The sequence below is a fragment of the Serratia silvae genome (assembly GCF_023282985.1).
In the GTDB taxonomy this organism is placed as follows: Bacteria; Pseudomonadota; Gammaproteobacteria; order Enterobacterales; family Enterobacteriaceae; genus Chania; species Chania silvae.
Map to the genome: position 1 here is coordinate 290,401 of NZ_JAGQDC010000003.1, position 21,878 is coordinate 312,278.

Genomic DNA, 21,878 nt, shown 5'->3' on the forward strand with positions numbered 1-21,878 from the left:
TGCCGGGTTTTTACTTTATAAGTCAGTTGGTTATGCTTCTTCTGCCAGTCGAATGATCAACTGACCCGGCGCGGTGATCACTTCGATCTGCTGGCCGGTGGTAAATCCCAACGATCCCAGCCAACGGCCCTTGAGGGTAAGCTGGGTTAGTGTTGATCAGAAATTAGCTAACTATCTGTTAGATAAACAACATCCTGTCGGAGGAAGTAAGGCGGAATGGTTCGATAGTGCTCTTGGTTTTAACAAAACAAACTCAAACGAGCTTGCGAAAAAAATCGTTTTTGACTCTGGTAAAGCCGTTAAAACAGCAGAAACGCAGTTTGGTACAAAATATGATCAGGTGATACCAATAACTGGTACGAATGGCAGAACGATTAATGTTAAATTTGGTTGGATCGAGAATAATGACGGTGTGGTTAGGCTCGTAAAAGCTATTCCAGCTAAGAAATAAATATATTGGTATTTACTTTATGATCAAAGAATACGATGTAGTTAAAGCCAAAAAAGACTTGTCTGACACTGTGCTAACAGGATGTAGGGGAGCAGTTGTTATGATATATCAAGAACCTACTTTAGGTTATGAAGTTGAATTCGTCGATAATGAAGGCGTTACATTAGATGTTTTGACGGTTTACCCTGATGACATTGAATCATCAAGGTAATAGTATATTTTTAGTAACGCTCAAAGATCCCGGCCAACTGGCCGGGATCTTTGCTTCTAAGCCCTAAAAGTGTCCTCTTCCCGCCGCCGTAACTGGATCACACCGGGTGCGGCGGTGATCTCCAGTTGTGCCACATCGGTGATCCCGGACTCTATGATCCAGCCCCCACCGATGATCACCTCGCCGTTCTGCCGTACCCAGTCCGCCCCTAAATCTTGCCTATGTTGACTAGCCTCACAGACGGCTTCCCAGGTGGCCGCATCGGTGACGGAGGTGATCCACAGGCCATCGGCGCGCAACGTGAGCTGTAACGGTGTGCCGGGGGAAAACCCAGCTCGGCTAGAGAGCCACCGTCCCGGGATTGGTTGGGGTGTAAAGGTGATGTTCATGCAACCCCCATATCGATGTAGCGCCGGAAGTCGTCGCCCTCGAGGCTCTTGCACAGGGCCTCATGGGGGCCGGTGATCAGTTGTTCCAGCATCTGGCGCTGGGTCAGGCCGTGATGGTGCGCGAGTCGTTCAAGCGCAAAATGGGCGACGAGGCTGACTTCGATGTTCAGGCGAGTGCTTACCCCGTCGCGGCGACGACGTGCGCGGTACTCCGCTTGGCGTTGTGCGTTGGTCTTGGCCATGATGAACCTCCCTGTTACTGCGTAACGACGCGGATGATCAACTGACCCGGTTCGGTGATCACTTCGATCCGCTGGCCGGTGGTAAATCCCAGCGGCTCCAACCAACGGCCCTTGAGAGTGAGCTGAGGTAGCGGGTTGGGCCTGCCACCGTTGGGGCGGTAACCCACAATGCATTGACGGGCTTGGGGTGTGGCGGGTTCTGACTTATGATGTGTATCAGCCATAGTAACTAGCTCCGCTAGTTGTTGTGGTTAGCGGTTAAGGCAGGTTGCCGCCTGCTTTAGCCGCGTTCAGTAATCTGTTTAGCCTGGTACTTAAAATCATCCTATCGAGTAATGCCTTGATAATCTGGCATTCTTCTTCCGGCATCCCGCTTACAGCTTCAAACTGCAAGGCCAAATCATCAGATGGGCCACGCTCATGTTCATCAAATACCAATCCATCCAGCGAGACATGCAACACCTTAGCCTACCTAATCAGGGCGTCTAAGGTTGGTTGTGCAGACCCTGCCTCATAGCGGCGCAAGAAAATCAAGGCACTGATCCCGCCGCGAACCCACGCAGGTTACTGGCCAACGGAGTATGCAGACCGAAATCAGGCGGTAGAGAGGCAGCGGCTTACGGGAAGTAACGCCTACTGGAAATGGAATACGGCTTACAACCGGCGGTCGGTGAGGCTATGGCCATGATCCGTGCATTGAACAAAATGACGCGTGGAGGCATGCCAGAAAATGTACGGATTGTCTGAGAAAATGACTGACAGTAGGATCTGTTATCCAAATCCTATTTATTCAACAAAGCCAATAAGATCATCAATCTACGTATGGGGCCAATCATTAGCCCCGCGTTTTCCGAACAAGCTAACAGCGGACATGCTGCGCCTCTGCGTTGTAAACCGGTAGGGCTATCAGCAGCCTATGGCTGGTTTGCCACCACAGCGGGCTGTTCCACTTCCAGCAACTCATAAATCGTTTTCCCCACCTTTTGGATCGCCTGCTCAATCTCACGAGTCATGGGCTTGCTGTAACTGAGCCGAAGGCAGTTGCGATATTTTCCTGCTGCGGAACTAATAAATCCGACGGCAATCTGTACGCCCTGTGGCAACAAATAGCGGTTCAGGCGCAGGCTATCGAATCCGTAAGGCAGCTCCACCCATAACATAAAGCTCCCTTGCGGCCTACTTAGGCAGGTATTCGGCGGGAAATACTTCATGATCCAACCCGTCATAATGTCGCGATTACGTTGATATTGGCGGCGCATGCGGCGTAAATGTTGTAGGTAATGCCCTTGTTTGATGAATTCAACCATGGCCAGCTGCGGTAAGGTGGGGACCCGCCCGGCGGAAATATACTTCATATGTAACGCTTTTTCTAAGTAACGCCCCGGTGCAATCCAACCAATACGCAGACCGGGCGCAACGGTTTTAGAGAAAGAACTGCATAGCAATACGCGGCCATCATCATCAAATGAAGCAATGGTAGGCGGGCGTGGGTATTGATAAGCGAGCGCGCCATAGACATCGTCTTCAATAATCGCCACGTCATAGCGTTGAGCCAACGTCAGCAGTGCTTTCTTGCGCTCATCCGGCATGTTGTAACCTAACGGGTTATTGCAGGTTGGTGTCAGTTGGATGGCTTTAATTGGCCACTGATCCAACGCCATTTCCAATGCCTCCAGGCTAATTCCCACCACTGGGTCAGTGGGGATTTCAATCACCTTCATCCCCATCCCTTTTAGGGTCTGCATCGCACCATGAAAGCTGGGGGAATCCACCGCTACAATGTCGCCAGGCTGGCAAACGGCCCCTAGGGCAATAGCCAGTGCGCCATGGCAGCCAGAGGTAATGATGATATTTTCTGCTGACTGATGGTTGCCACTGTCCAGCATCAGGCGGGCAATCTGCTCACGCAATGCCATGGTGCCGTAAATACTGTCGTAATCCAGCACTTCCTGGCTTTGATGCAGGCTGATACGGGCAAGCAAGCGGCTGAGTATTTTCAGGCCAGGGCCAGAAAGGTCGGGTGTACCGATGCCCAGATGTAGCACATTCTCTTGCGCGCTAGCCTTCAAAAACTCCAGCGTATTTTCCCACTGAGATATCTCGACAGGCCGTTGTGCGTGGCTGCATAGCGCGGGTAAAGCAGGCAGATTTGAGCTACAGCGAACGAAGTATCCCGATTTCGGCCGTGCTTCGATCAGCAGGCACTCTTCGAGTTGCCGATAGGCCTGCTGTACGGTGCTGATACTGACCCCATGCTCGTCACTTAATACCCGAACTGAAGGCAGCCGCTCTCCGGCAGCATACAGCCCTTCTTTGATGCGCTGGCTAAGGATATTGGCCAATTGTTGGTAGCGAGTCATTGATATCACCTGATAAAGAGAGAGGAACCAGTACAGATGGCGCTGATTTTTACCATTCAGACTGTTTAGCACATATCTGTATGGAAATAATAGCTGACCTTTGCATCTGTAATGTTTTTCACCCAAGCATCATGCTAATAGCTCACCTACTGATGGGGAGTTGATGATGAGTAATGTAATTGAAAATCAAGTGGATGAAAGCTATTTATCGGCTGCGCGAGCAACAAAAAAGCGCCATAATATTTTTGCGCGTTTATGGTTAAAAGCATACAGATGGGGAAATCGATGGAATGAGCGGCGCAAAGCCGCCAATACGCTGGCAAGGCTGAATGGCGATCAGCTAAAGGATATCGGCCTGAGCCGGGATGATATCAAGCGAGACTACAGCCGTCCGTTCTGGCGCTGAGAAGAGGTGAGCAGGGCATGAGAGGGAGCATAAAACCCTTACTTTGCATGCTGCGCCAGCTTAGACAGCGAGATAATGGCTGGTAGCAAAATAGGTACTATGGGTCGTATTTATCAATGTTTATACCGATGATTTTCCTCGTGAACAGGCCCCGTTTACCAGCGAAATGCTCGGCTATGTTGAATTGAGGCCGGGTGAGCTTGGTATGTGTGCGTCTGCATCTGCATTGAGTGGTTAGTCAAGCGGCAGTAGAATCACGTGTGTTACATTAATTTTTTATCAATGATGATGACTAATAAATGATCCATAACCCTACTCCGCTGCTTATATTCCTTTTTTGGGTTTATGTAGTAATATCTCTATCTGTGATATTGATTGTTATCGGCATATTCCAAATAATAAAGAAGGAAAAGCGGGGCTAGGCGGCTGATGGGGTACGGCCTATATATTTTCGTATGGGCAGTGGTGTGCATTAAGTATTGGTTGTGACAAGCAACTCACCTCCGTGTGGTGCTGCTTTTATGGACAAAAAGGGCAAGGAATGTTTGAGATAATTGGTGACGTGTTACTCAGGATTGTAATGTGGGTGGTTTCTTTTTTCGTGGAATTAGCCTGCCATGTCGCACATTGCGTTTTCTCTTTGACGAAAGGCCTCATGTGGGCAAGGGTGTTAAGATCAGGTTTGATGTTCTTCCGGTGGGTCGGTGGCACTGACTGGTGGCTTATTTATTGAAGTATGAGGTATTCGCACCACAAAAATCCTGCTCTATTGGCTGCTTCAACAAAACCCCGCTACTGATGATTCTTGGTCTACCATCGAGGATTGATCAACGACCATCACAGCAAGCGTCTGTTCAATTTGCTGCTTCGCGCTGGTCGGTAGATCCTCATAGACTGTTTCATCAGATGTTGACCCATCTCACTTAACTGCGAGTTTTTGCCGTCGTCTTAGTTGAAACCTTGTGATTTATGAGGTATTGGTAAGGTATACTTAAGGATAGGAGTGGCTGAGAAATGGAGTGGTTAGTTTTAGGGTTTATTTTACTTGCAATCGGAACGGCGGTATTTAAACCGCGTCAGTGTGATGTCTGCAGTGCTGGCTTCAAGAGAAAATATTTTACCTGGAAGATCGAAGGTAAGAAGCAGCACCTATGTCCAAATTGTAATAGTAAAATGACCAGGCGGCAAAGTACACAGAGGTTTAAGGATAGATTTGGCTAATATGAGGAGCATCCTACTGATTATAATGGCGAAAGTTGCCCTGTGAGCAGGCGATAAACGTATATTCGGATAGGTGAAATGGTACGACTAGTTCTTTGGGTATCTGTTTTTCTCAGGAACAGCATTTTGCTCAGGAAAATGATTAAATCACTGTGAGTCATAAAATGAATACCGCACAAAAATTCAATAGCCTTTATAATGATGTGGCGCGCAATATCGAACAAACATTGAAGGATATATCTGGGTTAAAAGTTGATAATAAAGAGGGCAAAGCCCATCTGAATGTAATGACTGAACAGTTAAGTGAGTTGCATAATAATTTCAGTAATGAATTATTGTTTCTTGAACAAAATGCCGAGTGGGATAAATTCACCCTTGCTTTCTTTGGTGAAACTAATGCAGGAAAAAGTACATTAATAGAATCCCTGCGAATTCTTTTTAACGAAGGATCGCGCCAACAGTTGCTTGCCAGCAATGAGAACGATCTGAACAAGGCGGAACAAGCGTTAACAACCTGTGTTGAGCAGGTAAGAGCTGATTTTGGGACACTTTACTCGGATATGACTCAAAGAGTTTCTGATATTCACTGTGCCTCTCTGGAGCTCGTAAGAATTATCGATAGTGAAAGCGCTTTGCGTCTAAAAGTAGAGCTTGATGAGAGTCAATCCAGACAGCAGTTGGAGCTAGAAGAAAGTGCCGCCCGTTTGGCTATTTTGGAAAAAACGTCTTTTGCGAAGAGTCGAAATAAAATTTTCGCTAGCGCCTTTATTGGGCTGGCTATCGGCGCTGGGGCTATGTACCTGATCAGCGAACTGGCGGGGCATTAACGATGAATGCGACAAGTCAACTAGCGGATTACGCAGCCGATATTCTGCCACAGAACAGCAAACAGCCGGTTGATGTGACTCTCGATCGTTTGATGAACAAAAACCTACCCGCTTTGCGACAATCCCTGATTCAGGTTGAAAGGTGCAAATATTCGGCACGGCGTATCGACGGTTTAATCATTGGTACCGGGGAAGAGGATTTTACTAAGGGAAACACCTGCTATACCCTGAATCTTAACAGTAAAACCTTCCAGATGATCGATGTGCCGGGTATTGAAGGCAACGAATCAAAATATGCCCATCAGGTAAAAGAAGCCGTTGCTAAAGCGCATCTGGTTATCTACGTCAACGGTACTAACAAAAAACCAGAAACCGCGACTGCACTAAAAATTAAATCATACCTACAGTATGGCACGCAGGTTTATCCACTAATAAACGTGCGCGGTTTTGCAGAGGCCTACGAGTTTGAGGAGGATCGAGAAAGTCTGGCCGCTCAGGGAGGCGCGGCTTCCGCATTGTCACAGACTGTCGAAGTATTGACCCCCGTTCTTGGTGAAGATGTAATACTTCAGGGCGATTGCGTTCAAGGGTTGCTGGCCTTCTCGGCGCTGGCTTACGATGCCAGTACCGGGATTTCAACCATTCACCCTGCACGTCAGCATAATCTGGGGGCTCAGCAGCAAAGTTTCTTAACCGTTTTTTCTTCGCAGCAGGCGATGCTTGAGTTCAGTCAGCTCCACGCTGTTGAACAGGTTATCAAGAGAAAACAATTAACTTTCAAAGAGGATATTGTTGAAAGTAATAAGAAGAAAGTTCTCAGCCTGTTGGGGAATTATCTAAAGTTGCTGGACAGCCAGCTTTTGGCACACCGCGATTTCCTCGAAAAGATCGCACCAAAATTTCGAGATTGTCAAGACTCTTTCAGAAACGCAATCATCTCGTTTGAACAAGGGGTGTTGAACAGCCGTCGAAACCGATGGAACACTTTCTTCAATAAGTTAATGGACGAGAGTGAAATCATTGTGGAAGACAATTTTGGTGATGGTGCATGCATCACTAACAGTATTAACCGAGTTTTTAAAAAAGGCCAGACAGATACCGAGCGGGCAATTGAGGTAGAAACTGTGCAAAGCGTTAAAGAATTACAGGAGCGCCTGTTTCAAGCTCTGACCCGCCTTATGGAGGATATTAATAACGTTGAGTTCCAGCAGCAGTTACGGGTTGATAGCTATGCAAATCTTACCTTTGGCAGCGATGTTGCTCTCGATTATGGTTTGAAACTGGCAGACTTCGGCTCCATGGCGTTTACCATCAGTAGCTACGCTGTCTCTGGCGGTACCGTTGGCAGCATTTTCCCTGGTATTGGTACCGCAATTGGTGCTGCATTAGGTGCAGTTGTGGGAGCATTGGTGACACTCATGGGCCTCTTTACGAGCAAAGCTTCGCGCATTAGAAAGGCGCAAAATAAGGTTCGAAGTAAATTGCAAGATGTGCACAGTGAGGCTCTCGATACCGTCATGCAGGATGCTCGTAGCCTGGTGGCCACTATTCAGAAGGAAATTGAAGAGTCAATACTGCCTAAGGTCAAGGAGATGCAGCAATCACTACAGCGTCCATTGAGCATTCTGGAAGAACAAATTGCTCGTATAACAACAGCTAAAAATCAGATAGAGAGTATGCCTTATGGAACAATTCAACCAGTTCAGTGTTGAAAAACAGGCCGCAATTGACAACCTGCTCGTATTGCGTGACATGTTGGAAACCCTCGGCGAAATGGATATTGAAGTCGGTAGAGATCTGGAAAAGATTTACTCGGCGATTGATGCAGTTAATTCAGACGTCCTACGTATTGCTTTACTCGGTGCTTTTTCGGATGGTAAAACCAGCGTCATCGCTGCTTGGTTGGGTAATGTCATGGAAGACATGAATATTTCAATGGATGAGTCTTCTGATCGGCTGAGCATCTACAAGCCAGAAGGTTTACCTGGGCAATGTGAAATCGTTGATACGCCGGGGCTGTTTGGGGATAAAGAGCGGGAAATTGACGGGGAGCGGGTGATGTATGAGGAGCTCACTAAGCGTTATATCTCAGAGGCGCACCTCATTTTTTACGTTGTTGATGCTACTAATCCGCTCAAGGACAGTCACAGCGATATCGCGAAATGGGTGCTGCGCGATCTTAACAAACTCTCTTCAACCATTTTCATCATCAACAAAATGGACGAAGTTACTGAACTGACTAACCAGGTACTGTTTGACGAACAGGCGGCGATTAAAAAAGAGAACCTGAAAGGCAAGTTACAGCGTGCGGCTAACTTGACGCCTGCCGAATGTGACCTGCTCAAAATCGTTTGTATCGCCTCCAATCCGAACGGGCGTGGCCTCGAATTCTGGTTTAATAAACCTGAACATTATGAGAGCCGCTCGCGTATTAACGACCTGAAGCAAATGGCCGGGAAGACTCTGGCGGAAAACGTACCAGAAATGCTGATCGCCAAAACCGGCATGGACGTAGTGCGAGATGTTGTTGGCCAGCGTGTCACTTTGGCGCAGCAACAGCTTGATGGGTTAACTGTTTGGTTAAGAGATAGCGATGAGAAATTCGAACGTTCTTCTCAGGATATTCGCCAAAGTCGCCGTGACGTTAAGCGTTTGGCTGGGGAACTAGCGGAAGAGTTGGAATCTATGGAACGTTTGCTGCTGGGGCGCTTACGCTCTCTTTCGATGGAAGATATCCGCGAATTTCTCGACGACGATTTGGGCTATACCGAAGACGGTGTGGGTTACAAGCTCCAACGGCGCATCAAGCGCACTGTCGATCGATTTTTTGACCAGTCTACGGCCATTGCGGAGCAGTTGTCTAACGACATAAATAACCAATTAAAATCGAGTGAAAGCTTTTTGAGTGATTTGGGTGAGGGCGCTTTTAAGTCGCTTGGTGGAGCATTTAAGGGCATTGCTAACGTTAGCCCTGCGACGATTAAAGCAACCATTTTCGCCGCACGGGACACGTTGGGTAAACTGACTGGTTACGTGTACAAATTCAAACCATGGCAGGCGACCAAACTTGCAGGTGGGATCTCCAAGTGGGCGGGGCCAGCCGGGGTGGCCATTTCTGTGAGCTCAGATTTGTATGCTGCCTGGAAGGCTCATGCACACGAGCAGGAACTGAAGGAGATTAAGGAGTCACTGTCTGACATTGTTAAAGGCTCATTTAAAGACATTTGCATTATTCTTGCTGATGACGAAAAGATAATTTCTTTCTTTGCCCCACAAATTGTTGCAGCAGAGAAAGTGATTACGGAGTTAAGCGAGAAAACACAAGCAGTTCGTGACAACAAACAAAAACTTGTCGGTCTGCAAATGCAGTTGCAAACGTTGGGGTTGCCAGTGAACAGTACACCAGCTTGATAGCGATTCCTATTAGAAGGGCGCAGTAGCGCCCCTATATAGCGAACAGGAGAGGTTTGTCAGGAAAACCCGCAGTTGCAAATCGAATGCATGTCGACCCCTGAGATATTGTCCTACTCAAGAAAAGGGTCAAACACCTGACTGCCGAGAGGGGGGCCTGTTGAAGGCCATCATTTGTTGAGATCATTCTCGGCGTTGTTTTAATGATAGTCAGTTTTTTTTGGCGATCAGTCATCCAGATTGTTAATTGTTATGCTCGCATTTTGGCCAGGCTTGGCTGCAACCAGGTGATTTCGTTCAGGACGGACATCAACAATATCTCCATTGTGTGTAATAGATTATGCCTGTTAGGGGGCTTTTCATTTCTTTGACTTATTTATTTGAAGTTGTTGAAAATTTAAATAGCGGTTTTTTTCCGCTTTATTCCTGATTTACTTCTCGTCTAGAATAGACTTACCGTGACGATTATCACATTTGCTGAATAAATAATTCCTTAACATTGTCGAAAATCTTAGCCCATTGGAAGCCCCTATGAAGATAAATTTAAGCCAGATGGTGACGGAAAGCCGTAACCCGGTCAGTTCGCAAATTGATACGCTGCCGACTCTGGACATGCTCGCTGTGATCAACAGCGAAGACCAAAAAGTACCGCTGGCGGTAGCCGCCACCTTGCCAGAAATCGCCAGGGTGGTGGAGCTGGTGGTAGAGGCTTTTGCCAACGGTGGCCGATTGATTTATTGCGGAGCGGGCACCTCTGGCCGGTTGGGGATCCTGGATGCCAGTGAGTGCCCACCAACATACGGCACGCCGCGTGAGCAGGTAGTTGGTCTGATTGCCGGGGGGCATGCTGCGATTTTGCAGGCGGTGGAAAATGCCGAAGATAATCCGCAAATGGGCGAGCAGGATCTGCGTAATCTCGGTTTCAACGCGCGTGATGTGTTGGTCGGCATCGCGGCGAGCGGCCGTACCCCTTATGTGCTGGGGGCTATGGCTTACGCTCGTAGCATTGGTGCGACTGCTGTAGCCATCTCGTGTAATCCGAATAGCGAAATGAGCCAGGCAGCCGATATCGCTATTGAACCGGTGGTGGGGCCAGAAGTGGTGACCGGTTCATCGCGTATGAAAGCGGGAACGGCGCAGAAGTTAATCCTGAATATGATCACCACCGGCGCGATGATCCGCAGCGGCAAGGTTTACAGCAACTTGATGGTCGACGTGGAAGCCACCAACGCCAAGCTTATACAGCGGCAGGTCAATATCGTGGTCGAAGCCACCGAGTGCAGCCCAGAAGAGGCGGAAGAGGCACTTAATCAATGTCAGCGCCACTGCAAAACCGCGATTGTGATGATCCTTGGCGGTCTTTCGGCACCAGAGGCCAGTGCGGTTTTGAGTAAAAACAAAGGATTTATCCGTCAAGCACTGCAAGGGATACAGGCATAACCATGGCGAAAATCACCGTTCCTATGATAGAGCAAATTTTACTTCTGGTGGGTGGCAGTAAAAATATCATTATCTGCGGTAACTGCATGACCAGGCTGCGTCTGACGCTAAAAGATCGTCACTTGTTTTACGCTATGTACCAGAAGGGACTACTGGCTACTACGCAGGTATGAGTGACTTTTTTGGGCTGGTGATCGACCCACGCGGTAACACTGGCGCTGTTTGCTCGCTCTCCTAAGGGCTCTCTGCTGCGTACCCAGATTAAAGGTGCCATTTTCCCCGGCCTGCTGGGGATAGGTGAACCGCTGATTTACGGCGTCACCTTACTGTGCCTGAAGCCATTCGTTACCGCCTGCCTGGGGTGGCTTCTTTATCGGCCTGGTTGCCTGGATGGGGTTGCCGGTGGGGCTGAATGCGGTGTTTGGCCCTCCGGGCCTGGTGTCGATCCCACTGATGACCTCGGCCAAGGGTATTTTTGCCGGTATGCTGGTGTATGTTGCTGGTATTTTGATCTCTTATACCGCCGGGTTTATTTTGACCTGGCTGTTTGGCAGCAAGGATGTTGATTTAGGCTGATGTAATAACTTCATCGTGAAATGGCCCTGTTTGCAGGGCCAGACACACCTCAATCGGCTACGCTAAAACGGGCGCTTTATGTAGCATCTGCAAAGTAATCAATGAGTTAGTGAGTGCTTGGTGTATATTCAGCCCTAGGAATTCAGCAATATTGCCATTGTGTTTGCGATCTCGGTTTTTCATTAAACATTTAATTTGTTATTATAAAAAATTAAATGTATCATTTTTTATCAATTACAATAATTGAAGTGCAATTTATTACTCGCCCCCCTCCGAAATTTGAAGAGTGATAGCCATAAAAGAATAATACCGTCTCTCTCAACACTGAGACTTATTTTTTCAGGTGAAAAATGCGTCATCCACAAAACACGTTACCATTGGCAAGCCCGATGGTGTTATCCTTATTGCCTCTAGGCTTGTTACTTATTTGGTTGATATTTCTTAGCCCACTCGCCCTACCTAATATGGGCGGAAGCGGCCTGAAACTACCGCATAATATCCTGACTTGGGCGGTGATGGCTGCCACTACTGCTACCCTATGGTTAACACTATCGGCTAACACCCCAATCTCTCTTAGTGTAACAGTCCGTTGGCTGCTGCTGGCCGTGGTGATCCTGGCAATTCCCCTATTATATACCTCCCCCCATTGGCAGAGTGCTGGGCTGGCACGCTGGCTTGGGTTGGTTGGTGGTTGGGTTTTTTATGTCTCATGGATGCAATATCGTCCACCGTACTTTGCCCGCCATTGGCTATTTTACGCCATTCTGCTGGCAGCTATGTTCCAGGCGCTGATCGCTCTGTTGCAATTGACCTTACCGGGAACCGTACCGGCCTGGTTTGACTACCCAATGAAAAACGGCCGGCCTTATGGCGTTTTCCAACAGGTGAATGTTCTGGCCAGCTTTATCGCCAGCGGATTGGCTCTGGCATTGATGCTGTTATTGTTGCCTGATTTTTCCTTAACTCAGCCAAAAGCAGAACGAGGCAGACGATATGCCTTGGGGTTGGTGCTGGTGCTGTTCCCCGCGCTATTGGTGTGGTTACAGTCACGGATAGGTTGGCTTGGTGGCGGTATCAGCGGGGCGTTGTTGCTCTGGTTGGGATGGCGGCAGGCAAAAAAGCTCACGGGAATCGCAATAGGTTTAATGCTTTTTGGTATCGCTATCGCCCTGATTTTTCAAATAAATGGAGGGGTTGAAACGGTTGAACACGCCGCGTCAAACCAGGCTCGGCTGATGATGTTACAGGACAGCCTAAAGATGATCGTCGAAAAGCCCTGGCTGGGTTGGGGTTACGGCGGATTCGAATACGGTTTTCAGCACTACCGTCTGGCTGCCGGATTATCCACATTGGGTTTTGGCGTGGTGCGCCATCCGCATAATGAAATCTTGCTGTGGTGGGTTGAAGGGGGAATGGTTACCTTGGCAGGCATGGTGATCTTACTGTGTGCCGGTATCAGGTTGTTCTGGCTATCCTGGCGAAAAAAAGGCGAAAGTCTGGCATTGGCCATCACGCTGCTCCCTTTGCTGTTACACAGCCAAACGGAATATCCCTTTATCCTGTCTAGCGCACATTGGGCCATTTTTTTATTGCTGCTGGCACAGTGGGATCGCCAAACCGATAAGGCCATAGAGTGCACCACTTTTTCTTCGGTAACTCCCTCATTTTTACGAGTTGTCGTGCCCATGGCTTCAGCCTCCATGCTCATAATGGCCAGTTTTGGGTTATATGCCAATTTGTCTTTAACCGCCGTTGAACGTAATCACTTAGCGAATATTCAGCCTGCTCGCCGTGCTATGGAGTTTGATCCCTGGGTTAATACCGAACGTTGGCATTACGATCAACAGACTCATGCGTTGCTAATGTATAACCAGACTCGCGATCCCCGCCTGCTTGAAAACTACACCCGATGGGCGCAGGACTATCTTGCACGGCGGATCGATAAAAATGTTTATGCCTCATGGTTAGCTATCGCGCAATATCAACAGGATACTGCCACTTACCGGCGTTTACGCCAGGAAGCAGGGGCGTTATTTCCCACCGATCCACGGTTTTTAACCGATTTGCCTGAGTGAAATACCCAGAATACATTTGAGCCGCGCGAGCCAACAATGCGCTGATAATAGTAGGATAATGAGCTGGTCAGTGGCTTATCATGCGGCTAGCTGTTACGGTATTGCCTTTATGGATAGCAAGGAACAGGGAATGTTTGACATTATCAGCGATTTGGTAGGAGTGGTATTCAGAATTATTTTTGGGATACTGGAAGCCATCTACGAAATTGTGAACTTCATTTATTCGTTTACCAAAGGGCATAAGCGAGCACGGGTGTTAATCACCTTATTGGTATTTTTGGCATTGCTCGGTCTGTTCTGCTGGTGGATTGTTAATGCAAGTACGGGTTAAGCCAATGATGGTTTAAATGGGCGCAACGTGCTGCGCCCCTACACCACATCTATCAGGCCTTACTACCTTGCCCAACGCGGCCCCAAACCATCTCGCCCTTATGGAACGTGGCAGTTCTTGGGGAAATACGCGCTACCGCCTCGGCGGAGCAGGAGGCATCAACCAGCACGAAACTGGCATCGTCCTGGGCTTTCGGCCATACGCGTTCTCCTTTGTCATTCAGCGGCAAGACATCACCGGTGGCGAGCGCCAACGAACGTGACAGGGTTCCCTCATTCGGGCGTACGTAAAGCTGAGCGTAGAGGTTGGCTTTCTCCAACATGTCGCCCAAACCATACGGCGACCAGTGGTCGATCACGCTGTCGGTACCGGTCATCAAAAACACGCCTTTCTCACGCAACTGGCTGAGCGGCATGTGCATAGTGCCGATAGGGACCGTGGTGGCGATGGTGATCTGTTGTGCTGCCATACGGGTGGCAATCTCATCCACCTGCTGCTCATTCATCATCGACAGCGCAAAGGCGTGGCTAATGGTCAGCTTGCCCTTTAACTGTGGCGTTTTCTCAACCGTTTCCACCATGTAATTTACTGCCGCGATGCCTGCTGGGCTGGTTTCGTGCAGGTGGATGTCCACCCCCTTGTTATAATCCAGTGCGATCTGGAACATGCTATCGAGTGACTTTTCCATTGCGCCATCGACGTTGGTCGGGTCCAGCCCGCCGACATAGTGCGCTCCTGCCTGCATTGCCTCACGCATCAGCGGCTCTGATTTCGAATACAGCAAGCCATGCTGTGGGAACGCGACAATTTCGCAGTCAAAGCCAGATTTGCGGCGCGCCAGCACTTCTTGTAGGTTCTCAAGGTTTTTCAGGCCGGAGGTTGGCTCAACGTTGCAATGGCTACGTGCGGTGGTGGAACCGTAGGACTGAATTAAATCGATCAGCTTTTCGGCCCGCTCTTGGGTATACGGTTGCAGTTCCGGCAGCAGCTTCTGTTCCAGCCTGATCATATCCTTGATGGTGGTGCCCGCCGGGCGATTCAGTGACCGCCATGGGCCGCCGTAAAAGGTTTTGTCCAGATGGATGTGCATATCACGCATGGCGGGCAGCATCAGTTTGCCGCCAGCGTCGTAAACCGGCAGCGCGCTGTCTGCATGCTGGCGGTTATCGCGCAACGCAACGATCTTGCCCTGGTTGATTTCCAGCGTTTTCAGTTCGGTGCGAGTGCTGACCGGGGTTGTTCCGTCAAACTCAAAACCTGCCTCTAGCAGTACGTTATCCAGATAATAGTGCTGGTCAGTAATTTTCATGCGCTGGTCTGCCTCACAGTGCGCGGTTGCCGGGTTAGCAGCATAACCGACGGAGGAGGTTGCGCCCAATAGTGCGCAGGCCGCAGCCACTTTGCCACTATGGCTCAAAAACTCACGGCGGCTTTTGTTCTCATTCATCTGTTGTTGCCTCTCAGAGGTTAACGATATGGGTGCCCGTTTCACCGCGCAGTGCGGCGGGGAGGCAATCCGGCGAGGTAATGACGACGCGTTTGCCGCCATCGCGTAAGAACGCCAGGCTGGCGACGATCTTCGGCAGCATGCTGCCCGCGGGGAAGTGGCCCTCTGCCATATAGCGGGTCATTTCGGCCACGTTCACCTGGCCTAACGCCTGCTGATTCGGCTTGCCAAAGTGAATGCACACTTTCTCTACGCCAGTGGTGATCACTAGCACGTCGGCGCGGATTTCCCTGGCTAGCAGGGCAGTGGAGAGATCTTTATCGATCACCGCATCGACGCTTTGGTAATCCCCTTGTGGATTGCGCGCGACAGGGATGCCACCGCCGCCTGCTCCGATCACCACAAACCCTTGTTGAGTCAGTGCCTTGATTGCGTCGGCCTCCACGATCCTGATGGGTTCTGGCGAGGCGACCACCCGGCGATAGCCGCGTCCGGAGTCTTCTACAAAACGCCAGGTGGGGTATTGCTGTAATAATGCATCGCGCTGTTGTTCGCTAAAGAAAGCGCCAATCGGTTTGGTGGGGTTAGTGAAGCCGGGATCCTGTTTATCCACTTCAACCTGCGTGATGACGGTTACCGCTTTCTGCCCGCCATGTTGCGCCAGGCGATTGTTGAGTGCCTGCTGAATGAGATAGCCGATGCCGCCCTGGGTATCCGCCACGCAGTTGGCCAGCGGAGTTAGCGGCAGCCCTTCATGTTCGTGAGCAACTTCTGCACGGCGCAATTCCAGCCCCACCTGCGGGCCGTTGCCGTGGGTGAGGACGATGTGGTAATCCGATGCCAGCATCTCCAGCACCGAGTCTGCGACCTTTTTCACCGCCTCGGCCTGATGTTCCACGGTCTGGCTGGCGTTGTCTTTGATAATGCTGTTGCCACCAATGGCGACGACGACGAGTTCTTTCATCTGGGTTTTCCGATTAAAAAGGCCGTTTAAATAGGGGCTATGCATTAGGCTGTTTTGGTTGGCTCTTGCACTGGAGCCGTAACCGTTTCACGGCTATCGAGAAAATGCTTCACCACAAACATGGCCGACATCATCAGGTAAGCCAGCGTGAACAGCAACGAGCTTCCCTCGGCAAAGCCCACGGCTGGTGCATGGATCACGCCGAACAGCGCCAGCAGTGCGCCGGTTGCCGCCGCCACCGCACCACGCAGCGGTTTGTTGATGATGGCGAAAATCGCGACACATCCCCAAAGCATACTGGCCAGCGGCGCACCACTGCCCAAATGCACCAGCCCCTGGTAATACACGCCTTTGCTATGCAGCAACTCTGCGCCCAGCTTGGCTCCCGAGGTGCCCGCCGCCCCCAGCACGCTGTTAACCACGGTTAATCCCCAGTTGGCGATCCACGGGAACAGGCAGATGAAGATCACCGGGACCTCGATTTTCGGCGTTTCCCTCACCACCTGGTTGGCGGTGACCACGCCGATAAACACCAGGATGGGCACGATCGCCGTCATCGGGATCACCGCCAACATAAAGGCACCCAGCCCGAACAGCGGTACCAGGAACATCGTCACGCCGGAAGCCAAGGTGTAACCAATGCTGGCCCCCATGGCTTTCCAACCGGCGTGGCCTACATACACGGTCACCGGGAACGGGTTGCCCAGCAGGCAGCCGAACATGGAGGAGAGGCCGTTGGCCATCATCACTTTGCGGGTGTTGTATTCATCCCCGGCGGCGTGCGCACTTTCAATGTTTTCCAGGTCAAAGATGTAGTTCGCCAGCCCCAGCGGGACGGCAGAGGCCAGATACGGCAGCGCGTGTGGCAGGCCCTGCATGAAGCTGTCGACATGGAATCCTGGCGGGTTAAAGCCAAAGGAAGACATCGAGGCTTTAATCGCATCTGGGCTTTGCAGGCCGGAGATCCACGCCAGCGCGGTACCGGCGATCAGCAGCAGCAAACCGGTCGGAATGCGGGCGAATATTGGCTTTTTGCCAAACCAGTTGATAAAGATCAGCAGCAGCACGATGAACGAAACGGTCGGCGCTTCGAACGCTTGCAGCATCGGGTTCATCGCCAGCAGCAACAGCCCCAGGCCGGAAAGGCAGGAGAGCAGCACGGTGCGCGGGATCATCTTACGAATGGTTTCGCCGAGGAAAGAGCCGCCCACCAGGATCAGTGCTTCAACAAAGCACCACACCAGGCCGATCGAAATAGCAAAGTCCGCATCGCCGGTGGACTGATAAACCGGCATCAGCACCAGGAAGGTCACGGTAAAAATGGAAGGTGCGCTCGGGCCGGAAGGCAGCGCGGTCACATCGCTCCGCCCGGTCTGGCGAGCCATTTGCAGGCCGAACCAGGTGTAACAGATGCTGGCCATCATCACGGCCAGGCCAAAGGCCGGGGCTATGCGCCCGTAGACAATCTCTTTGGGAATACCCACCACGAAGATGAGCAGCCCCATCATGGTGAGCAGGTTGGTCAGGTTATTGGTCATCAGCCCGAAGTAGGCTGCCCAGTCACCGCGTTTCCACTCTAATTTCATTTTGTTCATGGAAAATCCTTCACAGGTCGTTTAACAACTCTCGACGATCAACGGGATCGCCATTGGTCCTGCAGGTGAACAACTCTCTGGTGTTAGCTGGGGCTAACGCTGGGTCAGCCCCGTTTTAGTTATTGGCAGTAGTGGTCGCGATACCTCAGTATTGCTTTCTCAAAACAGGTGAACGGCGGGTGCACAATCCCGGCACCGATCATGCCGATCCCCGCATCCTTATGGGCGATGGCGGTGTTGATCACCGGCAGGATACCGCTGCTGCCGACCTTGGTAATATCGATCGCCGTCGGGATCCCCATAAACGACAGCAGGGGAATGGTGACGTTGGGGTTTTCGCCCAGGGTGATTTCACGCATCTGGCGTGAGAAGTCGATCGCTTCATCCACCGTGCCCCCGACCAGCGCCACGATGGCCGGAGCGGTCGCCATGGCAAAACCACCAATGCCGTAGGTTTCGGTGATGGCGCTGTCGCCGATATCCAGCCCCGAGTCTTCCGGTTTATAGCCTGCAAACATTGGGCCGATAACCTGCTGTGCCGGGCCAGTAAACCACTGGCCCGGTAGCCCGCTGATGCGCAGACCAAACTCAACGCCGTTACGTGCCATGGTAGTAACTACGGTGCTGTACTCAATACCGTGCGCCGCATCCATGGCCGCTTTACACATCGCCATCCAGGTTGGACCGGAGAAGTAATCGCTGCTGGCGACAAAGTCGAAGACCTCGCGCTGTTGTTCAACCGGGTAGCCCGCCTGGATAATCCACGGCGTCAGCGCCTGGATCAGCAGCGTAGTGCCCGCATTGTTGCGGTTGTGGCATTCGTCACCCATATGCAGCGCCTGTGCCAGCATCAGCCGCAGGTCGATCTCACCGGCCAGCTTCATCGCATCGCGCAGCATCGGGCCTTGCACATCGCGCATCCAGTTCAGGCGGTCAATCACGCTTTGGTCATTGGCCCCCATGCGTAGGATCTTCGCCATCTGCTCGCTCATATTGGTATAAGCGCGGTTGCCGTAGGTTTTGTTTTCAACGATATGCATAAACATTGATGCAGAAGTCACGCCTGCCATCGAGCCAACGCAGTCGTGTTCATGGCACGGCGAGAAAATGATTTTGCCGGATGCTGCCAATTCGGCGGCTTCGTCGAGGTTGGCCGCCAACCCTTCAAACACCAGCGCCCCGGTGACCGCGCCTTTCATCCCGCCACACATCTTCTGCCAGGTGATCGGTGGGCCTGCATGTAAAATGGTGTTGCGCGTCATACCAGGGACGACGTTGATCGCCTGGTCATAACCTACCAATACTGGATGCGACTGAATAATGCGCTCCAGCGCCAGTTTGTTGGCGGCAGCCACTTTCTCGGCAAGCGCCGGGGAGGCAATTTGATCGAGGGCTTCAACCACCGCCATATTACCTTGGCCCGGCGGAGTCCAATCGAGCTGGGTCACTGGCACATGCTGTTTTTTCAGGTCATCACTGAACATGGCGATACCGACGTTAATGACGTTCAGCGGTTGGTTAAATAACGAGTGGCTCATCAGGCTTTCCCTCCTTTACAGACAAATTCACGCGCCAGCAATCCGGTATTGGTGCTGCTGCTCGCCCAGATCACGCCCGCATCGGTGAGCATCTGGCACTGTTGCTGTAGCGACGGCGTATCGAGATCGGTGCCCAGCACATAGCCAAGGATCTCCAACGGTCGGCTTTCGCTGGCCGCAATGGCTTTGGCCTCTTTGATCGCCTCGATCATTACGCCTACCGGATCTTCGTGAGAGCCAAAGCCGAGCACGAAGTCCATCACGATCACGCCAACTTCGGGATCGCGCGCTTCCTGCAACAGACGTTGGATGCGGTTGGTCGGGTCGATCATCGGGTGCGGTTTACCATTGGTGAAGTCGTCATCGCCAAAGTCGAGGAAGGTATGTGCCACGCTGCGGTTGAGGTCTTGCAGGCGCATGGCCGGGTCGGGTTGAATATTGCTGTAGACGTCGTCGTATTTTTCCAGTGCGGCAAACATCGCTTCGTCGCACAGGGTGCCGCCACAGAACAGGCCACGAATGTATTTTTGCTGTGGCGTCAGTTTGGCACGCACTTCTTCAATCAGCGGCCAGTTCAGTGGATGCAGGTCGAGGGACTCTTCTTTGATGCCGGTAAGCAGCACGGCCTTTAACGCTGCCTGCTTGGTTGCACGCGCAAACTGTAACCCTGGCTCATCGGCTGGTGGCTCATTGCGCCCAAGGAAGCAAACCACTACCGGTTTACGGCAGGCACGGGCGCGTTCGAGCACGTTGTGTGCCACGGCTGGGGCAGGGGGCTTGGAAACCAGTACAATCACCTCTGTACCGTTGTCGTTCTCTAGCATCTTTATCGCATCCAGCATCATCCGGCCGCCGATCTTTTCACTCAGATCGCGCCCGCCGGTGCCAATCAGCTGCGAAATGCCGCCGCCAAACTCATGGATACGTACGCTCAGTTCCTGGCTACCGGTGCCGGATGCGCCGATAATACCGATGTTGCCACGGCGAACCGCGTTACCAAAACACAGAGCGGTGCCATTAATGATGGCGGTGCCGCAGTCTGGCCCCATCATCAGCAGGCCTTTTTCATGCGCCAACTCTTTCAGCGCCAATTCATCCTCGATGGAGACGTTATCGGAGAACAGCATCACGTTGAGATCGTTTTCCAGCGCTTGACGAGCTTCACGTGCCGCGTATAACCCGTTTACCGAGATCACCGCGAGGTTGCTCTCCGGGATATGAGTTTTCGCACTGGCGAGGGTAGCGTAGCGCGCCTCGTGGCGGCCACCTTTATCCTTGTGGGTGAACAAGGCTTCGATCGCCTGTAGGGTGGACTCGTTAGCTTCATCGCTGGCGCCCTTAATCACGATCATCAGATCGCCGTTTTTGGCGGCTTCCAGCTCTGGGGTTAACAAGCCCAGGTTTTCTAGCACGCCTTTGTTCATCTCCGTGGCCATGGCCACAAACGCTTGTTCAACGCCTTCAAGTTTGTTCGCTTTGGTGGAAATGGACATCAGCGAAACAGAGTCAAACCAGGTGTTGTTTTTTACCACGATCCTGATGGGCATATTTTTCTCCAAAATATGAGGTCAAGAGGCAGGCATCGGCCATGCCATACAGCATGTCGCAACCCGAGCTTGAACCAATCTGTTTAATCTTGTTAATGGTATCGATAATAAGGTGACGATCGTCGTGTACTAATTTTTCTAACAGATGACTGATCGCCTGCCGGTAACGCTGATTTATTGCTGCTTCTAATGTAATCGCACTCAGCAGCGTAGTTTTATGTTGCGCTTTTTCCAGCACGGCCATAAAAACTTCGCGATATTTTTGTGCTGGATGGCCGGATAACAATAAAATAGAGCAAAACCCAACCAGATAATCATCCCCAGAAGGCGTCAGGCCAATTCCCAAACCAATGAGGGAATGTAAGGCCTCGTCGGGAGCTTCATTGCGCCGTATCGCTAGAAATAACGCATCACGATGAAGCTGTAATAATCTGGCCATTTCCCGGTAAAATATATTCTCACCACGGTAATTAAACAGCGAATTACCAGATGAAGCCTGTTGATTAATGCATGCCCCCCATTGGTGCCAAGCAATAGATGCTCTGCTTGCTTCGTTTAAATACAGGTCAGGTTGTTGCCATATCTGGCAGTGGAAAAAATCAATCCAACTATGCTGACCTATTTCAATGCCGCCCTGAGAAAACTCGACGCGATCTCCTGGGCTAAATATCTGGTCACAGTGCCTGAGCGCTATGCGGCAACTATTGGGGGCGTTATCGCACTCGTCGCTTAATAACGTGTAGAGCATGTTTTGCTCGGGGACGAACAGGTTTACCGCGCGGGAAAAAACCTGTTCGACCTGCCCACTTAGCTGCTGGCGGGGGAACGCCACCTCCGCCGATAACGC

21 protein-coding genes and 3 pseudogenes are annotated in these 21,878 nt (G+C 51.0%); 12 read left to right on the plus strand and 12 right to left on the minus strand.

Annotated features, from left to right (window positions below; genetic code table 11):
- Positions 1-30: 30 nt before the first annotated feature.
- Positions 31-111: a hypothetical protein gene (locus KAJ71_RS05640; protein WP_511268704.1), complete on the minus strand. Its 81-nt coding sequence runs from the start codon at positions 109-111 to the stop codon at positions 31-33.
- Between KAJ71_RS05640 and KAJ71_RS23600 the strand changes: the two genes are divergently transcribed.
- Both KAJ71_RS23600 and KAJ71_RS05645 read left to right on the plus strand, forming a co-directional pair.
- Positions 74-451 (plus strand): DUF6883 domain-containing protein, encoded by a 378-nt coding sequence (locus KAJ71_RS23600; protein WP_511268703.1) that lies wholly within the window; start codon positions 74-76, stop codon positions 449-451. The genes KAJ71_RS05640 and KAJ71_RS23600 overlap by 38 nt on opposite strands.
- A 19-nt stretch (positions 452-470) precedes the next feature.
- Entirely contained in the window at positions 471-662 is a 192-nt protein-coding gene (locus KAJ71_RS05645; RefSeq protein WP_248944794.1) for a DUF4926 domain-containing protein, read from the plus strand.
- 56 nt (positions 663-718) lie between these two features.
- On the opposite strand, the gene KAJ71_RS05650 is transcribed toward KAJ71_RS05645, so the two are convergent.
- The 4 genes and pseudogenes from KAJ71_RS05650 to KAJ71_RS05665 form a co-directional block, all read right to left on the minus strand.
- Complete coding sequence (locus KAJ71_RS05650) at positions 719-1,051, minus strand: hypothetical protein (protein ID WP_248944796.1); 333 nt, start codon at positions 1,049-1,051, stop codon at positions 719-721.
- Entirely contained in the window at positions 1,048-1,293 is a 246-nt protein-coding gene (locus tag KAJ71_RS05655) for a RepB family protein (protein ID WP_142016786.1), read from the minus strand. Before KAJ71_RS05655 ends, KAJ71_RS05650 begins: the two co-directional genes overlap by 4 nt.
- Before the next feature lie 14 nt (positions 1,294-1,307).
- Entirely contained in the window at positions 1,308-1,517 is a 210-nt protein-coding gene (locus KAJ71_RS05660; protein ID WP_248944798.1) for a SymE family type I addiction module toxin, read from the minus strand.
- Between the two features lie 56 nt (positions 1,518-1,573).
- A pseudogene (locus KAJ71_RS05665) lies at positions 1,574-1,818 on the minus strand (RstR family transcriptional repressor); the annotation flags it as partial.
- Between KAJ71_RS05665 and KAJ71_RS05670 the strand changes: the two are divergent.
- Positions 1,811-2,040 (plus strand): annotated as a pseudogene (locus tag KAJ71_RS05670) (IS5/IS1182 family transposase); the annotation flags it as partial. The pseudogenes KAJ71_RS05665 and KAJ71_RS05670 overlap by 8 nt on opposite strands.
- A 167-nt stretch (positions 2,041-2,207) precedes the next feature.
- Here KAJ71_RS05670 and KAJ71_RS05675 read toward each other — a convergent pair.
- The gene (locus tag KAJ71_RS05675; RefSeq protein ID WP_248944800.1) at positions 2,208-3,653 is read right to left on the minus strand and encodes an aminotransferase-like domain-containing protein; all 1,446 of its coding nucleotides are present in this window, start codon (positions 3,651-3,653) and stop codon (positions 2,208-2,210) included.
- Between the two features lie 163 nt (positions 3,654-3,816).
- Between KAJ71_RS05675 and KAJ71_RS05680 the strand changes: the two genes are divergently transcribed.
- The 9 genes and pseudogenes from KAJ71_RS05680 (at position 3,817) to KAJ71_RS05715 (ending at position 13,940) form a co-directional block, all read left to right on the plus strand.
- Positions 3,817-4,059, plus strand: a complete 243-nt coding sequence (locus KAJ71_RS05680; RefSeq protein ID WP_248944802.1) for a DUF1127 domain-containing protein — start codon at positions 3,817-3,819, stop codon at positions 4,057-4,059.
- Positions 4,060-5,444: 1,385 nt separating this feature from the next.
- Positions 5,445-6,107, plus strand: a complete 663-nt coding sequence (locus tag KAJ71_RS05685; RefSeq protein ID WP_248944803.1) for a hypothetical protein — start codon at positions 5,445-5,447, stop codon at positions 6,105-6,107.
- A 2-nt stretch (positions 6,108-6,109) separates the two neighbouring features.
- Positions 6,110-7,819 carry a DUF1269 domain-containing protein gene (locus KAJ71_RS05690; protein ID WP_248944804.1) on the plus strand — a complete coding sequence of 570 codons (1,710 nt, stop codon included), beginning with the start codon at positions 6,110-6,112 and terminating at the stop codon, positions 7,817-7,819.
- Positions 7,791-9,518, plus strand: coding sequence for a LeoA/HP0731 family dynamin-like GTPase (locus tag KAJ71_RS05695; RefSeq protein ID WP_248944805.1), 1,728 nt, complete (start codon positions 7,791-7,793; stop codon positions 9,516-9,518). Before KAJ71_RS05690 ends, KAJ71_RS05695 begins: the two co-directional genes overlap by 29 nt.
- 531 nt (positions 9,519-10,049) lie before the next feature.
- Positions 10,050-10,958, plus strand: coding sequence for an N-acetylmuramic acid 6-phosphate etherase (murQ, locus tag KAJ71_RS05700; RefSeq protein ID WP_248944807.1), 909 nt, complete (start codon positions 10,050-10,052; stop codon positions 10,956-10,958).
- A 23-nt stretch (positions 10,959-10,981) separates the two neighbouring features.
- Complete coding sequence (locus KAJ71_RS23605; RefSeq protein ID WP_375540722.1) at positions 10,982-11,131, plus strand: PTS transporter subunit EIIB; 150 nt, start codon at positions 10,982-10,984, stop codon at positions 11,129-11,131.
- 39 nt (positions 11,132-11,170) lie between these two features.
- Positions 11,171-11,534 (plus strand): annotated as a pseudogene (gene murP / locus KAJ71_RS05705) (PTS N-acetylmuramic acid transporter subunit IIBC); the annotation flags it as partial.
- A gap of 515 nt (positions 11,535-12,049) precedes the next feature.
- Positions 12,050-13,609 carry a PglL family O-oligosaccharyltransferase gene (locus KAJ71_RS05710; RefSeq protein ID WP_248944808.1) on the plus strand — a complete coding sequence of 520 codons (1,560 nt, stop codon included), beginning with the start codon at positions 12,050-12,052 and terminating at the stop codon, positions 13,607-13,609.
- 130 nt (positions 13,610-13,739) lie between these two features.
- Complete coding sequence (locus tag KAJ71_RS05715; RefSeq protein ID WP_248944809.1) at positions 13,740-13,940, plus strand: hypothetical protein; 201 nt, start codon at positions 13,740-13,742, stop codon at positions 13,938-13,940.
- A gap of 52 nt (positions 13,941-13,992) precedes the next feature.
- Here KAJ71_RS05715 and KAJ71_RS05720 read toward each other — a convergent pair whose 3' ends face one another.
- The 6 genes from KAJ71_RS05720 to KAJ71_RS05745 all read right to left on the minus strand — a co-directional run bounded on the left by KAJ71_RS05720 (position 13,993) and on the right by KAJ71_RS05745 (position 21,863).
- Complete coding sequence (locus KAJ71_RS05720; protein WP_248944810.1) at positions 13,993-15,387, minus strand: amidohydrolase family protein; 1,395 nt, start codon at positions 15,385-15,387, stop codon at positions 13,993-13,995.
- A 13-nt stretch (positions 15,388-15,400) separates the two neighbouring features.
- A complete protein-coding gene (locus KAJ71_RS05725) occupies positions 15,401-16,351 on the minus strand; it encodes a carbamate kinase family protein (RefSeq protein WP_248944811.1) in 951 nt (316 codons plus the stop codon).
- 44 nt (positions 16,352-16,395) lie between these two features.
- Positions 16,396-17,946 (minus strand): xanthine permease, encoded by a 1,551-nt coding sequence (locus KAJ71_RS05730; protein WP_248944812.1) that lies wholly within the window; start codon positions 17,944-17,946, stop codon positions 16,396-16,398.
- Between the two features lie 119 nt (positions 17,947-18,065).
- The gene (locus tag KAJ71_RS05735; protein WP_248944813.1) at positions 18,066-19,484 is read right to left on the minus strand and encodes a YlbE family protein; all 1,419 of its coding nucleotides are present in this window, start codon (positions 19,482-19,484) and stop codon (positions 18,066-18,068) included.
- A complete protein-coding gene (gene fdrA, locus KAJ71_RS05740; RefSeq protein ID WP_248944814.1) occupies positions 19,484-21,031 on the minus strand; it encodes an acyl-CoA synthetase FdrA in 1,548 nt (515 codons plus the stop codon). The genes KAJ71_RS05735 and fdrA overlap by 1 nt, the downstream gene beginning before the upstream one ends.
- On the minus strand, positions 20,991-21,863 hold the full coding sequence (locus tag KAJ71_RS05745) for an oxamate carbamoyltransferase subunit AllH family protein (protein ID WP_511268702.1): 873 nt from the start codon (positions 21,861-21,863) through the stop codon (positions 20,991-20,993). The genes fdrA and KAJ71_RS05745 overlap by 41 nt, the downstream gene beginning before the upstream one ends.
- Between the last annotated feature and the right edge of the window lie 15 nt (positions 21,864-21,878).